Source organism: Sinimarinibacterium arenosum, from assembly GCF_005047655.1.
GTDB lineage: Bacteria > Pseudomonadota > Gammaproteobacteria > Nevskiales > Nevskiaceae > Solimonas.
In genome coordinates, this window is record NZ_SUKF01000004.1 from 204043 (window position 1) to 226477 (window position 22435).

At 62.6% G+C, this 22435-nt stretch carries 22 protein-coding genes and 1 tRNA gene; 3 read left to right on the forward strand and 20 right to left on the reverse strand.

What is annotated here, in order from left to right; all coding sequences use genetic code 11:
* Nucleotides 1-5: 5 nt before the first annotated feature.
* Entirely contained in the window at nucleotides 6-506 is a 501-nt protein-coding gene (locus tag E4T66_RS09930; protein ID WP_136848873.1) for a hypothetical protein, read from the reverse strand.
* A gap of 192 nt (nucleotides 507-698) precedes the next feature.
* Between E4T66_RS09930 and E4T66_RS09935 the strand changes: the two genes are divergently transcribed.
* Nucleotides 699-2498: a permease gene (locus E4T66_RS09935; protein WP_136848874.1), complete on the forward strand. Its 1800-nt coding sequence runs from the start codon at nucleotides 699-701 to the stop codon at nucleotides 2496-2498.
* A gap of 60 nt (nucleotides 2499-2558) precedes the next feature.
* Here E4T66_RS09935 and E4T66_RS09940 read toward each other — a convergent pair whose 3' ends face one another.
* Both E4T66_RS09940 and E4T66_RS09945 read right to left on the reverse strand, forming a co-directional pair.
* A complete protein-coding gene (locus tag E4T66_RS09940; protein ID WP_136848875.1) occupies nucleotides 2559-2753 on the reverse strand; it encodes a hypothetical protein in 195 nt (64 codons plus the stop codon).
* A gap of 156 nt (nucleotides 2754-2909) precedes the next feature.
* Complete coding sequence (locus E4T66_RS09945) at nucleotides 2910-4256, reverse strand: class II 3-deoxy-7-phosphoheptulonate synthase (RefSeq protein ID WP_248679604.1); 1347 nt, start codon at nucleotides 4254-4256, stop codon at nucleotides 2910-2912.
* Between the two features lie 88 nt (nucleotides 4257-4344).
* On the opposite strand from E4T66_RS09945, the gene mutS reads away from it, so the two are divergent.
* Nucleotides 4345-6936, forward strand: a complete 2592-nt coding sequence (gene mutS / locus E4T66_RS09950; RefSeq protein ID WP_136848877.1) for a DNA mismatch repair protein MutS — start codon at nucleotides 4345-4347, stop codon at nucleotides 6934-6936.
* 27 nt (nucleotides 6937-6963) lie between these two features.
* On the opposite strand, the gene E4T66_RS09955 is transcribed toward mutS, so the two are convergent.
* The 6 genes from E4T66_RS09955 to E4T66_RS09980 all read right to left on the reverse strand — a co-directional run bounded on the left by E4T66_RS09955 (nucleotide 6964) and on the right by E4T66_RS09980 (nucleotide 12810).
* Nucleotides 6964-7191, reverse strand: a complete 228-nt coding sequence (locus E4T66_RS09955; RefSeq protein WP_136848878.1) for a hypothetical protein — start codon at nucleotides 7189-7191, stop codon at nucleotides 6964-6966.
* Complete coding sequence (locus tag E4T66_RS09960) at nucleotides 7188-8978, reverse strand: DUF885 domain-containing protein (RefSeq protein WP_136848879.1); 1791 nt, start codon at nucleotides 8976-8978, stop codon at nucleotides 7188-7190. Before E4T66_RS09960 ends, E4T66_RS09955 begins: the two co-directional genes overlap by 4 nt.
* 37 nt (nucleotides 8979-9015) lie before the next feature.
* Nucleotides 9016-9264, reverse strand: coding sequence for a DUF2970 domain-containing protein (locus tag E4T66_RS09965; RefSeq protein WP_136848880.1), 249 nt, complete (start codon nucleotides 9262-9264; stop codon nucleotides 9016-9018).
* Nucleotides 9265-9299: 35 nt separating this feature from the next.
* Complete coding sequence (locus E4T66_RS09970; RefSeq protein WP_136848881.1) at nucleotides 9300-9860, reverse strand: DUF2505 domain-containing protein; 561 nt, start codon at nucleotides 9858-9860, stop codon at nucleotides 9300-9302.
* A 70-nt stretch (nucleotides 9861-9930) separates the two neighbouring features.
* Nucleotides 9931-11286: a DUF1329 domain-containing protein gene (locus E4T66_RS09975; protein ID WP_136848882.1), complete on the reverse strand. Its 1356-nt coding sequence runs from the start codon at nucleotides 11284-11286 to the stop codon at nucleotides 9931-9933.
* Between the two features lie 165 nt (nucleotides 11287-11451).
* Nucleotides 11452-12810, reverse strand: coding sequence for an ABC1 kinase family protein (locus E4T66_RS09980; RefSeq protein WP_248679606.1), 1359 nt, complete (start codon nucleotides 12808-12810; stop codon nucleotides 11452-11454).
* Between the two features lie 106 nt (nucleotides 12811-12916).
* Between E4T66_RS09980 and E4T66_RS09985 the strand changes: the two genes are divergently transcribed.
* Nucleotides 12917-13378, forward strand: a complete 462-nt coding sequence (locus E4T66_RS09985) for a DUF6918 family protein (protein WP_136848884.1) — start codon at nucleotides 12917-12919, stop codon at nucleotides 13376-13378.
* A 91-nt stretch (nucleotides 13379-13469) separates the two neighbouring features.
* Here E4T66_RS09985 and E4T66_RS09990 read toward each other — a convergent pair whose 3' ends face one another.
* The 11 genes from E4T66_RS09990 to E4T66_RS10040 form a co-directional block, all read right to left on the reverse strand.
* Nucleotides 13470-13760, reverse strand: a complete 291-nt coding sequence (locus E4T66_RS09990; RefSeq protein WP_136848885.1) for a hypothetical protein — start codon at nucleotides 13758-13760, stop codon at nucleotides 13470-13472.
* Between the two features lie 113 nt (nucleotides 13761-13873).
* The gene (locus tag E4T66_RS09995) at nucleotides 13874-16471 is read right to left on the reverse strand and encodes a DUF1329 domain-containing protein (protein WP_136848886.1); all 2598 of its coding nucleotides are present in this window, start codon (nucleotides 16469-16471) and stop codon (nucleotides 13874-13876) included.
* Nucleotides 16468-17157: an energy transducer TonB gene (locus E4T66_RS10000; RefSeq protein ID WP_136848887.1), complete on the reverse strand. Its 690-nt coding sequence runs from the start codon at nucleotides 17155-17157 to the stop codon at nucleotides 16468-16470. Before E4T66_RS10000 ends, E4T66_RS09995 begins: the two co-directional genes overlap by 4 nt.
* Nucleotides 17154-17468 carry an ExbD/TolR family protein gene (locus E4T66_RS10005; RefSeq protein WP_136848888.1) on the reverse strand — a complete coding sequence of 105 codons (315 nt, stop codon included), beginning with the start codon at nucleotides 17466-17468 and terminating at the stop codon, nucleotides 17154-17156. Before E4T66_RS10005 ends, E4T66_RS10000 begins: the two co-directional genes overlap by 4 nt.
* Nucleotides 17465-17869 (reverse strand): ExbD/TolR family protein, encoded by a 405-nt coding sequence (locus E4T66_RS10010; RefSeq protein WP_136848889.1) that lies wholly within the window; start codon nucleotides 17867-17869, stop codon nucleotides 17465-17467. Before E4T66_RS10010 ends, E4T66_RS10005 begins: the two co-directional genes overlap by 4 nt.
* 7 nt (nucleotides 17870-17876) lie before the next feature.
* Nucleotides 17877-18419, reverse strand: coding sequence for a MotA/TolQ/ExbB proton channel family protein (locus tag E4T66_RS10015; RefSeq protein ID WP_248679608.1), 543 nt, complete (start codon nucleotides 18417-18419; stop codon nucleotides 17877-17879).
* Nucleotides 18412-19767, reverse strand: coding sequence for a MotA/TolQ/ExbB proton channel family protein (locus tag E4T66_RS10020; RefSeq protein WP_248679637.1), 1356 nt, complete (start codon nucleotides 19765-19767; stop codon nucleotides 18412-18414). Before E4T66_RS10020 ends, E4T66_RS10015 begins: the two co-directional genes overlap by 8 nt.
* Nucleotides 19768-19772: 5 nt before the next feature.
* A complete protein-coding gene (locus tag E4T66_RS10025; protein WP_248679609.1) occupies nucleotides 19773-20501 on the reverse strand; it encodes a DUF3450 domain-containing protein in 729 nt (242 codons plus the stop codon).
* 34 nt (nucleotides 20502-20535) lie between these two features.
* Nucleotides 20536-21330 carry an alpha/beta hydrolase gene (locus E4T66_RS10030; protein WP_169577561.1) on the reverse strand — a complete coding sequence of 265 codons (795 nt, stop codon included), beginning with the start codon at nucleotides 21328-21330 and terminating at the stop codon, nucleotides 20536-20538.
* An 8-nt stretch (nucleotides 21331-21338) separates the two neighbouring features.
* Complete coding sequence (locus E4T66_RS10035) at nucleotides 21339-22127, reverse strand: SDR family oxidoreductase (protein ID WP_136848893.1); 789 nt, start codon at nucleotides 22125-22127, stop codon at nucleotides 21339-21341.
* 188 nt (nucleotides 22128-22315) lie between these two features.
* Nucleotides 22316-22392 (reverse strand) — tRNA-Asp (locus E4T66_RS10040).
* Nucleotides 22393-22435: the final 43 nt, after the last annotated feature.

The window sequence follows — 22435 nt, forward strand, 5'->3', positions numbered from 1 at the left end:
GCGGCCTACCCGTGCAGCGCCTTGATGCGCAGATACATCGCCCCGTTCTCGTCGCCGACCAGCTGCACAGACTTGAAGCCGGCATGGCCGGACCAGATCAGTTCGTGCTGGGTGGTGATGCTGGGCTCGGTGACCGGCAGTCCCACGGCCGTTAGCGTTGACGGCTCCAGCGCATAGCGCCCATAGCTCAGCTGCACCGTAATCCAGTCGGCCATGCCTTCGATGTAGACGACCTCGACCCCGCGCGCGTAGCGGCAGCGCTCGCTGGCCAAGGCCGCTTCACAGCGCTGCGGCGCGCCAAGGATCTCCTCGGCCTTTGCGCGGGTCACGCCCACAAATGCGGTCACATCGATCTGCAGTGCCGTCGCCCCGGTGTCCGCCGGCTGCTCGAAAGCACGTGCGTAGTCGTAGTCGTCGTGCGGTGCGGTGCGCTGCCACAGCAGCGCCGCAGCCACCACAGCGGCAATCCCCAGCACCAACACTCCACCCCAGCCGTATCTGCGCACGCGCCACTCCGGTTTCGTATCCACGCGTCAGGTTCACGCATCCGGCGCCAAGACTAGCCCAGCGCCGATTGCGCGTCTGTGATCCGATGCCGATCATCAGGTTGCCACGGCGGCTACACACGCGGCTGCCGAATCAGGCCGGCCCACGGGGCCATCTCATGGGATAATGCCTGGCTGATCGTCGCCAATTCCATGTCCGTCCAACTGCTCCTCGCCACGCTGCTCGCCCTGTTGTCGGGTCCACCGCTGTATGCGGTCGCACGGCGGCAGCTGGCGTTGCTGTCGTTTCTGGACGGCTTCGTGCTGATCAGCATCACCGGGCTGGTGCTACTGGAAGTCCTGCCGGAATCGATTGCAACCGGGGGCATCATCAGTCTGGTGTTTGTCGCCGCCGGCATGCTCGGCCCCACTGCGCTGGAACACGGCCTCACCCATGCACGGCGCGAGGCGCATCTGCTGGCACTGTCACTCGCAGTTCTCGGACTGGTGCTGCACAGCGTCGGCGACGGCGCGGCGTTGGCCGGTGGCGCGTCCGAGCCGGAGGAACATGTCGAAGCGCTGGGCCTGGCGATTGCGATCCACAGCATTCCGGTCGGGCTGGTGATCTGGTGGCTGCTATATCCGGTGTTCGGCTACGCGCTGCCGACACTGGCGCTGCTCGGCATGTGTGCCGGCACGGTCGTGGGCTACGTCTACGCCGGTGCGCTGTCCGGTCTGCTGGGAGCACAGGCCTGGGCCTGGTTCCAGGCGCTGATTGCCGGCTCGATCCTGCACGTGATCTTCGGGCGACCGCATATTGACGAAGATTCCGTCCATCACGTCGGTTCACCCCGCTTCGAGGGGCTCGGCAATCTTGCCGCACTCGCCACACTGACCTGGCTCGCACTGACGCACAGCCACGGGGCCTCGCATGCAGAATCCGCGTTCGGCGAACGCCTGCTGGCACTGTCGCTGGAGGCAGCGCCGGCGCTGCTGCTGGCCTATGTCATCGGCGGCCTGATCGGCAGCGAGCTGCCGCCGCGCTGGCTGCAGTGGCTCGGTCGCGGCGGCCGCGCCTCGCAGGCGCTGCGCGGCATGGCGGCCGGCCTGCCATTGCCGGTGTGCAGCTGCGGCGTGTTGCCGCTGTATCGCTCCCTGATCCAGCGCGGCGTCCCCGCCACCGCGGCGATCGCGTTCCTGATCGCGACGCCGGAGGTCGGCCTGACCGCGCTGTTCGTCTCGGTGCCGCTGCTGGGCGTGCCCTTCACCTTGCTGCGCGTCGGCGCTGCCGCAGCGCTGGCCACCGGCATCGCCTACTGGATCGGCACGCACGCCGCACCCATCGCACCAGCGACCAACGCAGCCGCCGCATGCTGCGGCGGCGGCTGCAACGTAGCGGTGCCCGCATCGGGTCCGGCGCAGCGCCTGCGCCGTGCTGCGCGCAGTGGACTGGTGGATCTGGTCGACGACACGCTGGCCTGGATCGTCGCTGGCCTGGTCCTGGCGGCGGCGGCCGTGCCGTACGTACAGCAGGCGTTCTGGACGGAACTGCCGAATGGCCTCGACGTGCTGCTGTTCGCGTTGCTCGGCATGCCGGTGTACGTCTGTGCCACCGGCGCCACCCCGCTGGTCGCGGTGCTGATTGCCGCCGGAATCTCGCCCGGCGCGGCGATTGCCTTTCTGCTGACCGGACCGGCAACGAACATCTCCACCTTTGGCGTGCTGCGTCAGTTGCACGGGACGCGTTTCGCAGCGCTGTTTGCATTCGGGGCCGGCGGCGGCGCGATCCTGCTCGGACTGCTGATCAACGCCCTGTTCCCCCACGGCGTGAGCCTGCAGGCCGCCGATACCCACGCACACGCCGCGCCGCTGTACGCGTATATCAGCCTGGGGCTGCTGGGTCTGTTGTATGCCGCATCACTGCTGCGCAAGGGCGCACGCGCGCTGCTGTCCGACCTCTACGATGCCGGACGGCACTCGGCGGACGCGGCGCGACCCTCCACGGCGCACTAAAGCGCCGCGCGTCCCGATGTCACCGTATCCCGGCCACAGCGCGCCGCAGCCGGGACGCGCTCAGCGAGACTCTACGCGTTCGGGTGGATGGATCCAGCGCACTTCCACCCCCTGCATCGCGGCCTGCTGCTCGACAGCCGCCATCTTGGCGTAATCGATTGAAGGAGCGTTTTGACCGGAGCCAGGTTGCACCGCGCAGGCCGGGAGCACCATCGCCGTCACCAGGACCAGCAGCTTGGACATCGCAGATTTCATGGCGTACCTCCGCAAATGAGATCGGCAGACCGCGCCTTGCGCGCGGACATGTCGAGCATACGCCCGCCCTGATGCGATGGAGTCCCGATCCGACGAGCGGCCACGCCGCTGCATGACCCGCGCCACTGCCCGCCAACGATCGGTCCGCCAGGCGGCTCAGCCCGCGACGCGGGCCATCTTCATCGCCAGCTCCAGCGCCTGCTCATAGTTGAGTCGCGGATCTACCGTCGAGCGATATGCCCGCTCCAGATCGGCGTGCGACAGATTGCGCGCGCCGCCGGTGCACTCGGTGACATCTTCTCCGGTCAGCTCCAGATGCACGCCGCCGAGGCGTGAACCACAGGCTTTGTGGATCGCGAACGACTGCTCAACTTCGGACTGGATCTCATCAAACGGCCGCGTCTTGAAGCCGTTCGGTGTGCTGACGGTATTGCCATGCATCGGATCGCACATCCACAGCACGCGGTGGCCGGCGTTGCGCACCGCCTCAATCAGCGGTGGCAAGGCATCGGCAATCTTGCCGGCACCCATGCGATGAATCAGCGTCATCCGGCCGGGCTCGTTGTCCGGATTGAGAATGCGGCACAGATCGCTGACCCAGTCGACCGACATGCCCGCGCCGACCTTGACCCCGATCGGATTGCGGATGCCGCGACAGTACTCGACATGCGCGCCGCCGATTTCGGCCGTGCGCATGCCAATCCAGGGAAAATGCGTCGACAGGTTGTACCAGCCCGGCGCGCGCGGCACCTGGCGCGTATGCGCCTGCTCGTACCACAGCAACAGTGCCTCGTGCGAGGTGTAGAAATCGACACGCGAGAAATCGCCGATCGGCTGGCCTGCCAGCGTCTCCATGAAGCGCACCGAGTCGCCCAGGGTATCGACCATCTGCTGGTATTCGACGGCCAGCGGCGAATGCTGGACCCAGTCGAGATCCCAGTACTCGGGGTGATGCAGATCGGCGAAGCCGCCGTCGATCAGTCCGCGGACGAAATTGATCGTCATCGCCGAACGCGCGTGACCTTCGAGCAGTCGTTGCGGATCGGGCATCCGTGTCGCGGCAGTGAATTCCGGTGCATTGACCAGATCGCCACGATAGCTCGGCAGGCTGACGCCATCACGGGTCTCAAGGTCCGCCGAGCGCGGCTTGGCGTATTGACCGGCAAAGCGACCGATGCGCACCACACGCTGACGCATGCCATGCACCAGCACCAACGACATCTGCAGCAACACCTTGAGGCGGTTGGCGATGATCTCGGGGCGGCAGTCGGCGAAGCTCTCGGCACAGTCGCCGCCCTGCAGCACGAAACCTTCACCGGCCTGCGCGCGGGCGATCTGCTGCTTGAGGCCGTTGACCTCCCACGACGTCACCAGCGGCGGCAGCGTCTGCAATTGCTGCAGCGCGTCCTGCAGGCGCTCAGCATCGGGATAGTTCGGCTGCTGCGCAGCCGGGCATTGCTGCCAGGACGCTGGATGCCACTCGAGAGAAGAATGCGGGCTCACGTGATCGAAGCTTAGAAGCGATAATTGGGGGCGCAAGTATACGCCGCACCCCGCCACACGCCTTCGAACCGATCCCCCACGCACGCCGATGACCGCCGCTCCGTTTAGCGACCATACGCCATTGATGCAGCAATACCTCGGCATCAAGTCCCAGCACCCGGACACCCTGGTGCTGTTTCGCATGGGCGACTTCTACGAGCTGTTCTATGACGATGCGCGCAAGGCGGCGCGGCTGCTGAACATCACGCTCACCCAGCGCGGCGAGTCCGCCGGCGCCCCGGTCATCATGGCTGGCGTCCCGCATCATTCGGTCGAGCAGTATCTGGCACGACTGATCAAGGCCGGCGAGTCCGTGGTGATCGCCGAGCAGGTGGGCGAAGTCGGTGTGGAAAAAGGGCCGGTCAGGCGCGAGGTCACCCGCATCATCACGCCGGGCACCGCAACCGACGACGCCCTGCTCGACGCACGCACGCAGTCGCTGCTGGCAGCGGTCTGTCGCATCCAGGACGACTATGGCGTCGCTTGGCTGGAGCTGTCGTCGGGCCGCTTCAGCGTGCTGCAGACCCAGAGCCCTACTGATCTGCTCGGCGAGCTGCACCGCATTGCCCCCAGCGAGCTGCTGGTTGCCGACGGCCCGGGCTGGATTCCCGAAGGCCTGCCGAACCGACCGCGGCCACTGTGGCATTTTGACGCCAGCTCCAGCTACCGCCTGCTGATCGAGCAGTTCGGCACACAGGATCTGCGTGGCTTCGGCTGCGAGGGCCAGAATGCCGCGATCGCAGCGGCCGGAGCCTTGCTTCAGTACGTCAAGGACACGCAGAAGACCGCCTTGCCGCACTTGCGCAGCCTGCGCACCGAAGCGCCTGGCGATTCGCTGATTCTGGACGCGGCCACGCGGCGCAATCTGGAAATCGACCGCTCGATCTCTGGCTTGCACGACTTCACGCTGCTCAACGTGATCGACCGCTGCTGCACCCCAATGGGTGCACGCGCATTGCATCGCTGGCTGACCCGGCCGCTGCGCCAGCATGCCGCGCTGAATGCGCGCTACGACGCCATCGCTGCGTTGCTGGACGAAGATCCACGTTGCGGGCGCGGCAGCGAGCGTCTGCGCGATTTGCTGAAGGACATCGTCGATATCGAACGCATCCTCGCACGCGTCGCCCTGCGTTCGGCGCGGCCACGCGACCTGACGGGGCTCAGCGCAAGCCTGCACGCGCTGCCGGCGTTGCGCGACGCCGTCGCCGGTTTCGATGCGGCACTGCTGCAGGCCCTGCGGCTGGATCTCGGCGAGCACGACATGCTGGCGGCGCTACTGGCGGGTGCGCTGGCTGACGCGCCGCCGCTGCTGGTCAAGGATGGCGGCGTATTCCGCCGCGGCTATGACGCCACGCTGGATCAGCTGCGCGAGCTGTCCGAAAACGCCGACGGCTTCCTGGTCGCGCTCGAACAGCGTGAACGCAGCCGCACCGGCATCGAGACCCTGAAGGTCGGGTATAACCGCGTACACGGCTACTACATCGAAATCGGCAAGACCCACGCCGCGAAGGTCCCGACCGATTACACGCGCCGGCAGACACTGACGCACTACGAGCGCTACATCACCGAGGAACTGAAGGGCTTCGAGGATCAGGTGCTGTCTGCACGTGACCGCGCACTGGCGCGAGAGAGGGAACTTTACGAAGCCCTGCTCGACCATCTCGCACAGCATCTGTCACCGCTGCAACGCTGTGCGCAGGCCATCGCCGAGCTCGACGTGCTGGCCTGCTTCGCCGAGCGCGCACTGGCGATGAATCTGACCCGACCGACCCTGGTGGACGAAACCTGTCTGCAGATTCAGGCGGGGCGTCATCCGGTGGTCGAACAGACGATGGAGCAACCCTTCGTCCCCAACGATCTGGCCCTGGATACCGACACCCGTCTGCTGGTCATCACCGGCCCGAACATGGGCGGCAAGTCGACCTACATGCGGCAGACGGCCCTGATCACCCTGATGGCTCACGCGGGTTCGTTCGTCCCGGCCGAATCCGCACGGATCGGCCCGATCAACCGCATCTTCACGCGTATTGGTGCCTCCGATGACCTGGCTTCGGGGCAGTCGACTTTCATGGTCGAGATGAGCGAAACCGCCAACATCCTGCATAACGCCACGGAACACAGTCTGGTGCTGATGGACGAGATCGGCCGCGGCACCTCGACCTATGATGGTCTGTCGCTGGCACGTGCCGTGGCTGAGCATCTGGCGCGTGACGTTCGCGCGTTCTGCCTGTTCGCGACGCACTATTTCGAACTGACTGCGCTGGCCGACGCGCTGCCCGGCATCGCCAACGTCCATCTGGATGCGGCCGAATACGGCAGTGGCGACGCCGAACGCCTGGTGTTCCTGCACAGCGTCAAGCCGGGCCCGGCGAATCGCAGCTTTGGCCTGCAGGTTGCCGCACTGGCCGGCGTGCCCAAAACGGTGATTCGTGCGGCTCGTTCCCATCTGGCACAACTGGAGCGCAAACCAGTTCCGGCACCGCTGGAGCCACAACCGCAGCTGTCGCTGTTCAGCGCGCCTCCCCCGCCCTCACCCGCGCTGGCACTGCTCGACGCACTCGATCCCGATGCGCTCTCGCCACGCGAAGCGCTGGACGCACTGTATCGACTCAAAGCAGCCGCAACACCGGACCGCGACTGAGCGGGACCCGTCGATGGGTTCCAGCGATCAACGCTTGCGTGTGCGCACCGCACGCACGATGCCGATCATGGCCACGCTCATCATGATGCCGCCGAGCACGATCGCCACCAGATCGATCTGCGGCACCGGGATCATTATCGACAGCAGAGACACTGCACCAACGCGTTCCGCGATGCCCAGCGCCAGCAGCAAACTTCCGGCGCCATCCAGCAGAATCAGCGGCAGCGGAAACGGCAGTTGCGCGGATTCGCTCACGGTGCGGCAGTCGAACTCCGGGCTTTCTGCGCCGGAACGAACTCGGTCATCACGGCCTGTTGCAGCAGCGCTGGCGGCAATAGACCCTGCGCCAGAATAAAGTCGTTGAACGCCAAGCGATCGAAGCGACTTCCCAACGCCAGCTGCGTGCGCTGTCGCAATGCCATCAGCGCCTGATAACCGACGAAGTAGGACGTCGCCTGCCCCGGCGCGCGGAAGGTGTAGCGATCGACTTCCTGCTGCGCCATCCCCTCGGACAGCACAACCTCATCCATCAGGAACTGCTTGACCTGCTCCGGCGTCAGTTCACCCAGATTGACCATTGGATCCAGAAATGCGCGCGCCGCACGCATCAGCCGGTGCTGCAGCGCGATCAGCTGCCCATCCAGCGGCAAAGTCGGCTTCATCTCCGCCTCGGCATATAGCGCCCAACCCTCGACATTGACGCTGTTGAATGCAAACACGGCGCGCGCGATCGTCACCCCTTTTTCAAGCATCGCGGCGAACTGCAATTCATGCCCAGGGCGTGCCTCATGCGCGGTCAAGGTCCAGCTGGCGGCATCGAACGTGAAATCGTCCGTCTTCAGGTCGGCCTGCCCCTCCTTCCCCGGCACATTGAGTGGCAACACGAACTCGCCATATTCGCCGGAGTTGCCAATCAGACGCGGCGGACTCATATGCGGCGCCGGAATGATCGCCGACTCGGCTTCGCTGGCCAGACGGATGACCGCCTCACGCTGCGGCAGGCTGACAATCTTTGCCGACTGAATCCGCTTCTCGATTTCGGCCAGCCGCTCGCGGTACAGCGGCAGGATCGCGTCACCCTCGATCTGTTGCTGCTTCAAGATGCGGATCACATCGCGATAATCGCGCGCATCGAGCTTCATCACCTGCGCCACCAGCTGCGCCAGTGCCTGCATCTCGTTTCGAATCTCGGCAAAGCTCACCAAGGCGCGCCGGATCAGCTCCTGCGGCTCGACGTCGACACCGAACTGCTTGAGGTTGTCGGCGTAAAGTGCTTGCGGCAGGCGATGATCGTTACGCGCGCGCGGCAGCACGACACGGGAGACCCAGCCGTCATAGTCGCGCAGCTGCTGCTGCAATGCCGCCAGCGGTTCCTGGTAGCCGTCGAGTCCCGAGGCTTCGAACAACTCAGTCAGCCCCTCGATCAGACGCGGTGAGTCAGCCAGATTCTGCTCCAGCTCGCCGCGATACGGGCCGACCAGACCTTCAACCTTCATCCGCTCCGCAGTTCGCGTCTTTGCCAGCTCACAGATCGACTGCGCGCCCTCGCCGATCCCGGCATAGCGACGCAGACGTTCCACCGCGGCGGCCTGCCGCTCTGGGGGGATGCGCGGGTCCAGCAGACTGTGAATCCCCTGGAACACCGTTTCCGCAACGTTGTAGTACGGCAGCATCAACTCGTGCTGCAGACGTGCAGATTCAAGTTGATCATTGCCGGCTTTGATCAGGATGTCGAGATCCTGGATCACCGCCGGACTCAGGGTTCGGCGTTTGCGTGCCTCAAGCACGGCCACCGCCGCCTGAGTGGCTCCACGCTCACGTTCATAGCGTTGCGGACCAAGATCGACGATATCGGTGTCATAGCCGTCGACGCCAAGTTCCGCGGCAGTCTCCGGCTCATACCGCGCCATGGTCTGCAGCAGCACGTCGGCATTCAGATTGCTCTGCGCAACCCAGTCGAGACCGACCGCCGTCTCGGCCTGTGCCTGCGCGGGCATCAGCGACGACATCACTGCTGCGGCGATCAGTACCGCAATACGCATTTACTTTTCTCCTGCGCCGAAGGCTGGAGCCCAATGGCTACATGCCGGCGCTTTTGAGCGCGAACTTCACCGCAAGCCAGACCATCAGGATGAATCCAATCGTCATCAGGATTCCGATGACGATGAAGTGCGACGCCTTGCCGTGCTTGAAATCACGCTCACGGTTTTTCGAACTCTGGACTCCGAAAAACGAAGCGCTGACGCTGGTAAAGGTCTGCCAGATCGTTGGCGCTTTATCCGATTTCGCTGGATCTTGGTTGCCTTGCTTGGAATCGTCGCTCTTCATCGTCGGTACTGGATTGTGTCGTTACTGGGAACAGATCAACTGTAGTCAGCGAGAATCTTGCGCGTGGTCGCGATGTCTGCACTTTCCTTGGCATTGATGTCGTCTACGGTGATCTTTTCGATCTTGCCGCCGATCAACGGAATGCCGCAGGTGACATTCCAGCGCAGTTGATTCGCCGCCCCCTTGCCTTCGTCCTTGAGTTTCATATCGCAGGCGACCTTGACTGGCGCCCCTTTGATTTCGACATCCAGATGCCCGGTCATGGTCTTCAGGTCCCAGGCATCCTGCTGCGTGATCACCATGGTCGACGGCAAGAACTTCTTGGCGAACTCGGGCACCGGTGCGTTGCTTTTGGCGGTGTAGCGCACTTTGATCCGGAAGCGACTGTCGCTTTTCTCGTGCTCCAGCACTTCAATCTCGGTAAAGCCCAAGCCCTGATATTTGCGCTCGAAATAGTTGCGGTCCGAAAACATCTTGATGACCGTCGCCGCAGGCTTGTCGAACGTATGCTTGGTTTCAAATTTCATCGAGTTCCCCCGTCTGTTTTCTGTTTTTACGACAAAAAGATTCGCGCCAACAAAGAAGCCGCCGGGCATCGCCCGGCGGCTTCGACTGTACACCAGATTGGCCGTGATCTGGCCGATCCGTTAACCCAGACTGCCGACCTTACTTGGTCGTCATCTTCTGCACCGATGCGGCCGTGAAGTAATCCGGCTTGAACGATGCGGTCAGATCCAGCGGCTTGTCCTCGTTGAACGCGGCCGTGATGAAGTAACGGCCCGAAGTCAGGTGATAGATCACCTCCGGCACCGTCGTCGCCGACAGGATGTTGTAGCCGAAGATCAGATGACCTTCCTGGAACTGATACAGCTGATCGCGGTTGTCATAGTCATCAACCAGGGCAATCGTCCACGCGTCCTCATCGATATAGAAGCGACGCTTCTTGAACGTGTGGCTGGTGCCTGCCTTGATGTCGGCCTCGACGATCCAGACGCGATGCAGCTCATAGCGCGGCAGATCCTGGTTCAAGTGACGCGGCTTGGCCATGTCCTTGTACTTGGTCTGCGGACCGGCGATACGGTTGGAATCGTACGCAATGTACATTTCCTTCTTGCCGACCATCTTCCAGTTGTAACGTTCAAGCGCACCGTTGAACATGTCGACCTGATCGTAGAACTGGTGACCGTCGGTGCCTTCGTACGGGTTGTCGCAGCACACGGTCGGCGCGCGACGGATTCGCTTCAGACCCGGCGAATACAGCCACGCGGAACGGCCTTCAGCGCCGGTACCGGCCTTTTCATGCACCAGAATGAAGGTTCCGGCCAGTCGTGGGGGCGCCACGGTCTTGGACAGATACTTCAGGAACTCACCCGAGCCCTTGGTCAGCGGCACCGGATCCTTGATCGACGCGTAGCCGAACTGGACGTCTTCGACCAGCTTGGTCAGCTGGAAGTCGCCGTTGGGCTGCACGATCATCTGGTTGTTGTAGCGGGACACCGCCTCGCCACGCCATTTCAGCTTGTGGTTCCAGATCGGCTCGGCGCCGGTCTTCGGAATCGGGAACGGGAAACCGAGCTTGCAGTTGTTCGGGGTGTCCGGGTCCAGCATCTCGCAGCTGGTCGCGTTGGCCTTGGTCGCCGCAGCGATCTCGTTCGGCCAGGTCACAACGCGATGCGACGGATACACGTTCATCTTGTAGCTGTCGAACGTGCTGAGCAGATACTTGTGTCCTTCGGACAGCTTATCCGCGTACTGGGCCATGTTGGCCTTGGTGATCGTGTACAAGGGCTTCTCGCCGTCGATCTTGGGATCGTTCGGATATTCGCCCTTCAGCGAACCGCGGCGCTGCGCCGGAGTCCATTCAGGAATCGAGCCGTCCTTGTTGCCGGCACGCTCGGCACCAAACGGGGTCAAATCCTTGCCGAGGCGATCGGCTTCCTCTTGCGACACCTTGGCACCTGCCTGCCCAGCCATCAGGGTCAGTGCGAGTGCGCCGGTGAATAATGCAAGGCGCTTCTTCATGGGGATAGGTCTCCTCTACAAGGTTCAAAAGCCAGGGTTCTGGCTCTCATTCTGTGACGACAAACTGCGGGGCATGCTACCGAATCCAAGCATGCCTTGCCAGCTAGAAGACGCTGTTAGCGCTTAATCCATGCTGAACTGCGCAGGTGAGTTTGCGTTGGACGATCAGCGGTCATCCACAGCGGGATCACCGGCGTCAGGGGCAGCCTGACGCGCAAGTGTGCGCTGCAACATTTCACGCGAATCCAGCTCGCAGTGCAGTGTCGCCAGCATAATGAAGACACCGGCCAGACGACGATGCAGAAACACGATTTCGCGTGGCGGCAAACGGAAATGACGGGTCAGTGCGCTGACCGCCGCCACCCGACCCGCCCGCATCGGCAGATCACTCTCGCCCCAGCAGTAGGCACCGTCAGCATTGCGCAATTGTTTCGGCACGCGAGGATCATCGACCGATGCGAACGGCTCGACGATCTGCTCGCACATCTGCGCGAACGCCGACACCACGCTGCGCGGAAATCCATCTTGCATGATGCCGATACCCCGTGCCCCTCTGAAGATGCGATCGTGGTCATGCTCCAGCGCTCCACGAACGATCTCGCTGTAGTTGTCGATGAAACCGCGACCGAAGATGCGCGTCGCGCCGAAATCCAGCAACACGATCCGGTCCGGGGCCGCGTTCTCACCCAAACGAATACGGTAGTTGCCGAAATGCGGGTCGGATTGAACCATGCCCCAATCAAAGAACTCGGCCAGGAACAGTTCGAGAAATGCCGCTCCAAGGCGATTGCGCCGTTCCAGATTGAGCGACTGCACCGCAACGTCACGGACATGCTTGCCGTGCTCGTAAGTGGTGGTCAGCACACGGTCACTGCTGTAGTCACCGATGACCTTAGGCACCACAAAGCGTGAATCCGTCGCCAGCCGCTGTGCAAACGCCTCGGTAAATCGCCGCTCGCTCTCGTAGTCGACTTCGCGATGCAGCATCTCGCGAACTTCGTTAAACACCGGCGTGATGTCCAGACCCTTTGGCGTCAGGCGCGTCATGATCAGCAGTCGCGACAAGGTGCGGATATCACTGTCGATGGCGTCGGCGACCCCGGGATACTGAATCTTGATGCACAGGTCGAGGCCATCCGACTTGCGCCGCGCACGGTGCGCCTGTCCCAGCGACGCCGCCGCGATCGGCGTTTCGTCGATTTCCAGCTCACTCATGTGCTTGCGCCCCAAAGCGCGCTCCAGCACCGGCTGTACGACTTTCCACGACACCGGGGCTGTGTCGTCCTGCAGCGACGAAAGGACTTCGACCGCCTCCTCCGGCAAGAAATACTGTCCATACAGCGACAGCATCTGTCCGGCCTTCATCACACTGCCCTTCAGATTTCCGAGTTCGTCGGCCAGAATCTGTGCCTGGCGCCGATAGAACTCACGATTGGCATCGCTGCGTTCGACTTCGCCGCGGAAAATATTGCTGATCGAATGCGCCATGATCTTGGCGCCCGCTCCCACCCCGAGACGGGTCATAGCGAGACTGCGTTCAAATGGCTTGGTCTTGAGCGAGTCGATGCTAACCTTTGTGCCCTTGGGATCGCGCGACGTCGGATCATCTGGGGATGACATTGAACCGCCTATGAAGAAGCTTGCCGATATTCTATTGCCTTCTGGACAACACGCCGAGCTGACCGCCGCCGTGGTGCAGCTGATCGAGAATCAGGTTGCCGGCCGTAGCGGACTCAGGGGCATGGGCCTGAAGACCGGACTGGCGATGGCAAAAGCGGTCCGGCCCGACATCCTGCCGCGGGCCGTGCAGCGCCTGCTGCCGGAATTTGCCGAGGCGTTGAATCCGCTTTACCAGGATTGGGGCAATAGCGACATCGAAGGTTTCGGAACCTTTCTGCGGAAACACTCGGAATCAGCGAGTGCGGCGCTGCTGGCGGTTGCCGATGCGCGGGTGCGTCAGGCCGGCAGCACGGTGCAGTCCATCTACGGGCGTCTGCGCAACAGTGCGGAAAACGAGGTTCATGCGGCACTGCCAGCGTTGTCGGAGCTGCTTGATCGCTTCCTGCAGGGAGCCACGCCGTCATTGGCATAGCGTCCCCAAGATCCATGACGCAACCGCGATTCCGGCTGAGCCGGCGCGGGAGAGTGATCAGTCGGCGTTCACCGCATCGACGCGCCACTCATCAGCGCGCAGCGTTGACACCCTGGCCTTCGCCACCACCGGCACCTTGCGCCAACGCACTTTCAACTTCCGAACGCAGCTGTGCGAGCGCAAGTTGTGCCTCGCGCCGCAGTTGAGCATCGCGCTCCAGACGCAGGCGTTCCACCGCATGACCAATCGGTTGCATCCCTGTTTGGAGAGGATCCACCGCCGGCGCGTTCACACCTGCTGCGGAAACGCTTCCCGACGCCGGCAGAGCTAGAGCCATCACCATGGTCGCTGCCGACATCCAACTAACCGTCTTCTTGCCCATCTTTCGCTCTCCGCATCCGCTGGCCGCGCGCAATCAATGCGCCACTTTTCTTTGATGCGGCAGTCAGCAAAAGGGTTGCAAGCGATTCGACGATTCCGCAGCAAACGCAATGCTCAGTGCGCGTACTTGCCCTTGACCACGGCCGGCAGGAAGTCGTTATCACGCATCGACTTGTCGAACTCCGGGGGATCGTCTTCGGCGCTGAGGCGATTGACGAAGTAACGCCCTTCCTTGAAATCGTAGGTCACAGTGGGCGCGGTGTTGGCGGCAGGAACATCGTACTGCGCGATCAGGTTGCCCTCCTGGAAGCGCCACAGCTGCCCTGAATGGTCTTCGTTTTCGACCAGAACGATGTTCCAGCTGTCCTCGTCGACATAGAACGTGCGCTTGCCGAAACTGTGCTTCTTGCCTCCGCGTTCGGTGGCTTCGATGATCCAGACCCGATGCCGTTCATAGCGCATCGCATCCGGATTCAGATGATGCGACTGAAGCAGATCGGCGTAGCGGAAACTGCCATCGATCAGACGATAGGCGTTGTACGGCAGATACATTTCGCGCTTGCCCACCAGCTTCCAGACGTAGCGGTCAAACGCTCCGTTGTACATATCGATCATGTCGATGAACATCAGCCCTTCGGAGCCCGGAAACGGCTGGTCGTAACCTACCGGCGGAATCCTGAACATGCGGGGAATCTTGGGCGGAATGACCCAGATGCCACGCGCCGAATCGAGGGAATTGGCGGTCTCGTGCACCAACGCGACGAAATCCACCTCGTTGCGCGTTTTGCCAAACCAGGTGAGGTAGTACAGCAGGATATTCTTCTTTGCCAGATCGACCGGATCGCTGAGGTTGGAATAGCGGAAGTACACCCGCTCGGTCTGCTTCAGATACTGAGGGTCGCGCCCCGCCCCGACCACCGCCTGGGTGGACTGCGCACTGTAGGTATCACCCCGGTAGCGCGTTCGGTGATTCCACATGACCTCAACGCCGGTCTGCGGCTTAGGAAACGGCACACCCAGCCGGGCGCCACTGAGAGCATCAGAGCCCAGCAACTTGCTGCGACCGATATTGGCCTGGCTGGCGTCGTAAATCGCCTGCGGATACGCCACGCTGCGCCGCGTCGGATACACCGGCATGCGAAAGCTCGGGTACTTGGCCAGCAGGGTTTGATGCCCTTGGCTGAGAAAGTCGCGATAGCGACTGACATTGGCCGCGGTGATTGTGAACAGCGGTTTGTCGGCCGCGTAGGGGTTCTTCAGTCGTTGACCCTTGACGAATCCACTCGGCCACTCAGCCTTGCGTATTCCGCCGGTCCACGCCGGAATGCTGCCGTCCGCATTGGCTCCGGCATCGGCACCAATCGGCGTCAGCCCTCCGACAGCCACTGTTGAAGCTCCACCCCCGCGCTGCCCCACAGCCGGGGCGTCCACGTTGACGGCATCGCCGGACAAGCGCGCACTCAAGCGAATGTCGTCGTCGTCATGTTGCGGCCGCTGCGCCGCCGCCGCCAGGGCCTGCTCGCGCGCCTTGCCGCTGTCCAGATATTTGACCCACTCACCCGCCAGCTTGCGCGCCTGCGGCTGTTTCTGCGCCTCGCGAAACGCCTCCAGCGCACCGTCCACATCCGCCTGCTGATAGCGCGCCATGCCCAGCGCCATCAGCGTATTGGCATCGCGCGCACCGCGCTCGATCGCCGCTTCCAGTGCGCGCGCCGCTTCGGCGTATTCCTCGCGATCCATATGCAGTTGTGCACGTTGCTGGTACAGCAACGCGGATGGCGCCGCGCGGATGGCCTGATCCAGGGCCGGTAACGCCAGCGCATCCTCGCGCGCGGCCAGCCACAGCGAACTCAGCAGTTTCCAGTTGTCCCCGTTGCGCGGAACCTGCCCCTGCTCCATCTTGGCCTGCAACAGCGATCCGGCTTCAAACGGTGCGCCGAGCTGCGCAGTCAGTGTTACCAGCTGCAACCATTGCTCGGGCGTCGTCAAAAAGCCCATGCGCCCTGCCAGTTCCATCGCCGCGGCGGCGCGGGTCTTGTCGCCAAACTTCAGCTGCAGCGCCGCCAGACGCAACCAGTCCTCACGCTGACTGGGATCTTCCTGCAGCAACCGCTCCAACTGCGGCAAGGCTTCCCGCTCCTGCCCCGCTCCGATCAACGCGGCCGCAAGTGCGCGGCGCCAGCTCGGATCGACCTTGTCGGTCGCCGCTATCGCCCGCTGCAGCAACGGCACGGCGTCTTTGTAACGCTTGTTCTGCAGATAGGCTGAACCCAGCGCCACCAGAATTTCAGGCTTGGCTTTGCCAGCCCGAACCTGCGCTTCCAGCTGCGGCAACAGCTTCTGGAAATCGCCGCTGGCCAGATACAGCTCTGACAGCTGATCGCGCATCTGATCGGCGGCGATGCCGGAAACCGCCTTCTGCGCCAGCGCCTGCTCCAGATAGCGGGCGGCCTTGGCGTAATCCTTGCCCTGAGCCGCCTGCACCGCCAGATCCCGCAGGATCAAGGTCTTGGCATAGGGATCTGTCGTGCTCTTGAGCAGAGCTTCCGAGCTTTTCTGCTCGACCTGCGCCGGAACGTTCGGCAGCTCGCGCACCTCACTGCGATACTGATCGGCGTACGTCGGCGCAGCGATGCCAAACGCCAGCAACGCCAGAGCGCGGCGGCGCCATGCACCCCATTCCTTCCGGGATTTTCGAGACGGAGAGGTCATTGCCAGTTGTATGCACAGTCGGCAGGATCCATCGGCACCCGCTGCTTGACCTCGCGCGCCTTGGGTCCTGACGCATAGATCCAGTTGGACACGCTTTCGATCGCCGCCGCTTCGAACACCCCACGCGGATCAGCGTCGATCAGACGCACATTGGTGACCTTTCCTTCGGGCAATACCGTGAACACGACTTCGACCCAGCCGCGAATGCCTTTCTTGCAGGCCCACTCCGGCATCTGCGGCCGCGCTGTCGACAATGGCACCAGCGGCACCCCCTTGAATCCCTGACCGGTGCCATTGCCCCCGCTACCCTGACCGCTGCCGCGGCCGGCGAAACCGCCGAACGCGCCACTACTGCCGAGATTCAAGCCCGACGATCCGAGATTCGCTGGCACCGCAATCGGACCCGCGTTCAGCGGCGTCGTCACGGTCGGTATCTGCACTGTCGGCAAATCAGGTCGCGCCAGGGACGGCGGTGCCGCCGGCGGCGGCGGCGGCGCCGAATCCGGATTGGACAGATCCTGCTGCTGGTCCTGCTTCGGCGGATCCGGCTGCACCACTTCGATCTCGGGCAGCAGCCGTTGCAGATCATCCGGCGCCTTGGGCGGCCTGATCAGCCAGTACATCAGCAGAAACAGCGCCAGTGCCACGACGACCGCCGCTGGAGGTGTGACCAGCCAGCGCGTCATGACGCTGCGAGCACCTGAACGTCGGCGGCACCACTGCGTGTCAACGCATCCAGCACTGGAATCAGCACGGTGCTCGGCGCCCTGGCATCAACGCTGACAAAAATCTGCGGCTGCTGTCGCTGTCCACGCAGGTGTTCCGACATATAGCGTTCGAACTCGGACAACAACATGGTCCTGCCGTCCAGGGCCACGACACCTTCGGCAACGACTTGGACCTGCAGCGCCGGCGGCGGGCGAACGCGCCATTGCGTGTACGCAACCGCGCCCAGCAGCAGGACGGCGTATACCGGCAGGCGCCATTTCAACTTCATGGCCGGGTCGCTGCGACCGAAACGTCGCGCACACCGGCCAGACGCGCCTGATCCATCGCCTCCACCATCAATCCGGCGCGCGCGTCACGGTCGGCCTGGATGATGACTGCGGCCTCCGGATTTTCGGATTTGAGCTTCTGGATCACGGCGCGCAGCGAGCGGATATCGACATGCTTCTTGTCGATCCAGATTTCCCCGGTGGGCGAAATCGCAACCAGAATATTGGCCTGATCCTGCTTCACTGCGGTCTTGGCTGCCGGGCGATTGATCTTGATACCGGATTCACGTACGAACGTGGTCGTGACGATGAAGAAGATCAGCATGATGAAAATGACGTCGAGCATCGGCGTCAAATCAATCCCGGTATCGTCGGGCAAGGCCCCGTGGCGGCGAATCTTCATACGCGACTCATCCTGTATAGGCCAGCTCGTCGCCAAGCCGTTCCGTTTCAACTTTCACGCGCTTGCGGAAACGATTGATCGACAACAAACCCGACAGCCCGATCACCATGCCAGCCATGGTTGGAATCGTCGCGCGGGAAACACCGGCCGCCATCGCACGCGCATCCGAAGTGCCCTTCAATGCCATCACGTCAAAAACTTCGATCATCCCGGTCACGGTGCCGAGCAGACCGAACAACGGACACAGTGAGATCAGCACCTGAATCACCGGCAGCGTCACGTTCATCGAGGCATCAACTTGCGAGATCAGCGCTTCGCGAACCCGGCGCGCCGTCCATGAGCGACGCTCAACGCGCGCCATCCACTGCTGCTTTACCGCCTGCCGCCGCTGGGGCAATACCCTGCGAAAAAACCAGTACCGCTCCAGGATCAAGGTCCACAACAGCACAGCTGCGACAAAAATCCACCACAGTACGAACCCGCCGGCCGCCATGAATTCCTGAATCGACCGCAGCGGCGTCAATACGCCCTCGATCGCTGCTTCAAGCACGCGCAGCCTCCAGACGCTGCGCCAGCAGGCCCGCCGATTGCTCATCCAGGATCTGCACCAGACCCCGTGCACGGGTCGCCAACAAAGCGTTGATGAACAGCAGCGGGATCGCAGCAACCAGCCCCAGCACTGTCGTCACCAGCGCCTGCGAAATGCCATCGGCCATCAGCTTCGGATCGCCTGTGCCAAAGATCGTGATGGTCTGAAACGTCACGATCATGCCGGTCACCGTACCGAGCAATCCAAGCAGCGGGGCCGCAGCGGCAAACAGCCGCAGGATCGACTGTGCCCGCTCCAGAGCCGGCATTTCCCTCAGCACCGCTTCTGACAGGCGCAGCTCAAGCAGCTCGGGATCGTCATCCTGCGCACTGTGGTCATCGCGGAATACGCCCAGCACGCGCCCCAGAGGATTGTCGTGACTCGGCGTGTTCACAGCGCTCAGCTGTGCGCGCATGCGCCTGCCAACCCGCTCCAGATACAACATCTGCCCCAAGGCCAATGCAACGCCACTGAGGCCTATGACAATGATGACGTAGCCAACCACACCACCCTGGCGGATGCGCTCGAATAGATCCGGCTTTTCGCCCTCGATCGTCAGCAGACTGCCGCGCGAGGGATCGATCAATACCGGCGCGACCTTCTCATCGGCATCGGCGTCTACAAAATTGCGCGCAATGCGCTGCAGACTGCCACCCGGCTGTCGCGGCACCGCCGTCAACAGTGTCCCTTCAGATCCCGGCACGAGATAGCGCCCATCCGCAATTGCCGTGAATTCACCGACGCGAACAACATCGGCCTTCTTGCGCACGCCCTGCTCGTCGACGATCTCGGTTGAAAACCGCGCAACCTTGCCGCCCTCGGTCATCTCCTCCTGCAGTCGGAACCACAACGTCTCCAGATCCGTCACGCTGGGCAGATCACTGCTGCTCGCCATCTCGTCCAGAAACGCCATGCGCTCGGGCACTTGGGCAGTGACCAATGAGTCTGCCGCAACGGCGCGGAAATCACCTGCAAGCTGGCGCACTGCAGCATTGACCTGCGTGTAGTCGCCCGCACGCTCCTGCAGCTGGGTGCGCAGCGCTGCGATCTCACGCTGGGTCACGTCATACCCGCGACGTGCCTGATCTGCCTGTGCCTTGGCAGTGGCAAGTTCGGCCTCTGCCTTGCTCTGTAGTGCCGCCTGCTCGGACTTGTTACGCAGGAATCGCTGTTCGCGCTCGCGGTTGAGTTTGGCCGCGTCTGCCTGGCCTTCACGCACCTGCTTGAGCAGTGCATCAAGTCCGCTCGCATCGGCTCCCACGCTCAGCGTCACACTCATCAGCGCAACGACCATCACCAGTCGAGTCATGATTTTCACGGCTGGACTCCCTGGGCCAGCGGCATCGGCAACACCAGCAGGCTGGGTGCGGCAGTCTCGCGTGCAATGCGCAGGCCGTCACGGATATCGGAGATATAGCGGCGCTCTGCCGGCACCCACCGCGCCTCTTCAGCGTCCCAGCGCAAGGCCTCGTCGGCATCCAGCGCCAGCGCGAACAGGGCACTGCGCCCGACACGCAGCTGGTCCATCAAGCGGCCGTCAATTTCAACGCGCTCGGCACCGAGGCCACGGCCATAATCGACTTCAATCTGATATGCCTCGATGATGCGGCGAAATTTTTCCGCAGTGCCGACCGAAGCATCAGCCATCACTCGACGCAGTTCAGCCACGCGCTCGCGCCGCTCGGTCTGCAGGAATGGCAGATCCAGGCCGACGAAGGTTTCCAGACTGCCGATCATGCGTAGCATCAGCGGCAACAGATCGCGCTCGACCCGTTCCATTTCAGTGATCTGGCGACTCAGCGACTCACGCTCCTGCTGTTGTGACTTCTGCAGCTCGTCGATCTGCTGAACATAAACGCGCAATTGCTGCGCCTGCCACAGGGCGGCGCGATAGCGCTCGAGCGACGATCGGGTCTGATCGTCGAGCTGGTCAATGCGCTGCTGGGATTCTGCCGCGGCCTTCTGAGTGCGCTGAGTCGTATCCAGCGCCTGCGACACCCTATTGTCCTGACCCCAGGCGGCCATGACGACGCATGACAGCATCCCGGCTACCCACAGAGAACGGCGACGCGCGCGATCAAGCCGCATGGTGCTGGCGCGCAAATCGCTGCTCGATCGGCCGCAGCCAACCGCATATCGCATGCATCATCTCCTCCGTTTCTTCGTCGTCGATCACCCAATGCCCACGATCCGGATAGCTGCGTTGGGTCGACTGCGGATACCGAGCCGCGACTCTGCGCACGACAGACGCCGGGGTCAAGCGATCCTGTCCACAGTTGACCACATATACCGGGCAATGGATATCGGCCGAACGCACGAGAGCGGCACGACCGAAATCAATCCACCAGAATGCTATTTCAAAAATTGCGCGCCCCGACTCATGCAGCAACCCTTCATACAGTCGGCGATGACGATCAGGCGCGAGCCCGTTGAATGCGGAGATCACCGCACGCTCGAAACTGGGCTTGTAAGGATTGCGCCAGAACCTGCCGGAAAACATCCAGCGCGCGAACGCGACAAAATTTGACCACCGCAGCCCCATGATTCCCCACGATGGTGCCGGCGTCAGCAGCACCATTGCCAGCGGAGCTACCCGCATCGCGAGCTGCTGCGCCAGCAATCCGCCCATGGAGTGGCCAATCACAATCGGCGGACGCGTATCCGGGATCTGCGCGACGAATTGCTCCAAGGCATCCAGGTAGTCACGCAGACTCAGGCGAGCCACCTGCAGCGGCTGGTCCGGCACCGCGTCGTGCGCAGGCAGCGACGGGACATAACAATCGTATCCGCGTGACTCCAGGATTTCCCGGACACGATTCCAGCTGCCGGAGGAACACCACATGCCGTGAATCAACACCACCGGATAACCCATGGACGGCCTCAGTAACCGGAAAGGGTCTTGACGGTGGCACGATTCAGCAATCCCGGAGACAGTGCATTTGCCAGGGACATCGCTCGAGTCTGTATCCCGGGATACCAGTGAACGCGACGCCATGCGGACCAGTGCGCCGCACGCCAAACGGTTTGGGCAATGTCCTGTGCGCTCAGGCGAATGCCAAGCCGTCCAATACTGATCGGCTGCTCGATATCCGTCACCATGGCGGTCTTGACGAACAGCGGCATGATGTCCATGACGCGAATGCCAAAGCGGGACCACTCGATATCCAGCGCCTCGGTCAGGCCCCTGACCGCGAACTTGGTGGCCGAATAGCTGGCGTAATCCGGCGATCCGTAAATGGCTGAAGCGGATGCCATGCTGATCACACGACTGCCTGGCGTCGCTCGCAGGTGCGGCAACGCGGCCAAGCATCCGTTGATCACCCCTTTGAGATTGATATCGACAATCGCATGGTGACGGCGAACGTCGATGTCCTCGAAGTGACCAACAGACAAGATGCCGGCATTGTTGAACATGACATCGAGACGGCCACCGTCTGCCGACGCAAACTCGGCTACCGCTGCCTTGCACGCTTCCGCATCGACGACATCCAGGGTGCCAATGGTGATATCCCCAGAGCATTCCGCCTTCAGGCTTTGGAGCCCGGCCAGATCAACGTCATAAGCGCCGACCCGCCATCCACGGGCGGCAAAGACGCGTGCGGTCTCGCGACCGATACCGGCAGCTGCGCCGGTAATGAATATGGAAGCTTTCGGCAAATGTTTTGACATGACGTCTGCGATCGGTGAGATGGAAATTTCGCGCTAATCTAGCACGCGATCGCACGTCGCTTTGACGTATACACACAACGCAACACACGCATGAACATCGTCGTGCGAAGCGACAGACGCATGTCCTCAAACTTAACAATCACGCACAAAAAAAGGACGCCGTTTTAAGGCGTCCTTTTCCACTTTCGTGGCGGAGCGGACGGGACTCGAACCCGCGACCCCCGGCGTGACAGGCCGGTATTCTAACCAACTGAACTACCGCTCCGTGAAACTGTGCATGGGCGTTGACCGACTCGGGCGCCCCTAAA

What these genes read in the sequence shown, in the direction of transcription:
- E4T66_RS09935 (WP_136848874.1), top strand. Translation starts at nt 699, where the DNA reads ATGTCCGTCCAACTGCTCCTCGCCACGCTGCTCGCCCTGTTGTCGGGT.
- E4T66_RS09940 (WP_136848875.1), bottom strand. Translation starts at nt 2,753, where the DNA reads ATGAAATCTGCGATGTCCAAGCTGCTGGTCCTGGTGACGGCGATGGTG.
- mutS (WP_136848877.1), top strand. Translation starts at nt 4,345, where the DNA reads ATGACCGCCGCTCCGTTTAGCGACCATACGCCATTGATGCAGCAATAC.
- E4T66_RS09960 (WP_136848879.1), bottom strand. Translation starts at nt 8,978, where the DNA reads ATGCGTATTGCGGTACTGATCGCCGCAGCAGTGATGTCGTCGCTGATG.
- E4T66_RS09965 (WP_136848880.1), bottom strand. Translation starts at nt 9,264, where the DNA reads ATGAAGAGCGACGATTCCAAGCAAGGCAACCAAGATCCAGCGAAATCG.
- E4T66_RS09970 (WP_136848881.1), bottom strand. Translation starts at nt 9,860, where the DNA reads ATGCCCGGCGGCTTCTTTGTTGGCGCGAATCTTTTTGTCGTAAAAACA.
- E4T66_RS09975 (WP_136848882.1), bottom strand. Translation starts at nt 11,286, where the DNA reads ATGAAGAAGCGCCTTGCATTATTCACCGGCGCACTCGCACTGACCCTG.
- E4T66_RS09980 (WP_248679606.1), bottom strand. Translation starts at nt 12,810, where the DNA reads ATGACCCGTCTCGGGGTGGGAGCGGGCGCCAAGATCATGGCGCATTCG.
- E4T66_RS09985 (WP_136848884.1), top strand. Translation starts at nt 12,917, where the DNA reads ATGAAGAAGCTTGCCGATATTCTATTGCCTTCTGGACAACACGCCGAG.
- E4T66_RS09990 (WP_136848885.1), bottom strand. Translation starts at nt 13,760, where the DNA reads ATGGGCAAGAAGACGGTTAGTTGGATGTCGGCAGCGACCATGGTGATG.
- E4T66_RS09995 (WP_136848886.1), bottom strand. Translation starts at nt 16,471, where the DNA reads ATGACCTCTCCGTCTCGAAAATCCCGGAAGGAATGGGGTGCATGGCGC.
- E4T66_RS10000 (WP_136848887.1), bottom strand. Translation starts at nt 17,157, where the DNA reads ATGACGCGCTGGCTGGTCACACCTCCAGCGGCGGTCGTCGTGGCACTG.
- E4T66_RS10005 (WP_136848888.1), bottom strand. Translation starts at nt 17,468, where the DNA reads ATGAAGTTGAAATGGCGCCTGCCGGTATACGCCGTCCTGCTGCTGGGC.
- E4T66_RS10010 (WP_136848889.1), bottom strand. Translation starts at nt 17,869, where the DNA reads ATGAAGATTCGCCGCCACGGGGCCTTGCCCGACGATACCGGGATTGAT.
- E4T66_RS10020 (WP_248679637.1), bottom strand. Translation starts at nt 19,767, where the DNA reads ATGACTCGACTGGTGATGGTCGTTGCGCTGATGAGTGTGACGCTGAGC.
- E4T66_RS10025 (WP_248679609.1), bottom strand. Translation starts at nt 20,501, where the DNA reads ATGCTGTCATGCGTCGTCATGGCCGCCTGGGGTCAGGACAATAGGGTG.
- E4T66_RS10030 (WP_169577561.1), bottom strand. Translation starts at nt 21,330, where the DNA reads ATGGGTTATCCGGTGGTGTTGATTCACGGCATGTGGTGTTCCTCCGGC.
- E4T66_RS10035 (WP_136848893.1), bottom strand. Translation starts at nt 22,127, where the DNA reads ATGTCAAAACATTTGCCGAAAGCTTCCATATTCATTACCGGCGCAGCT.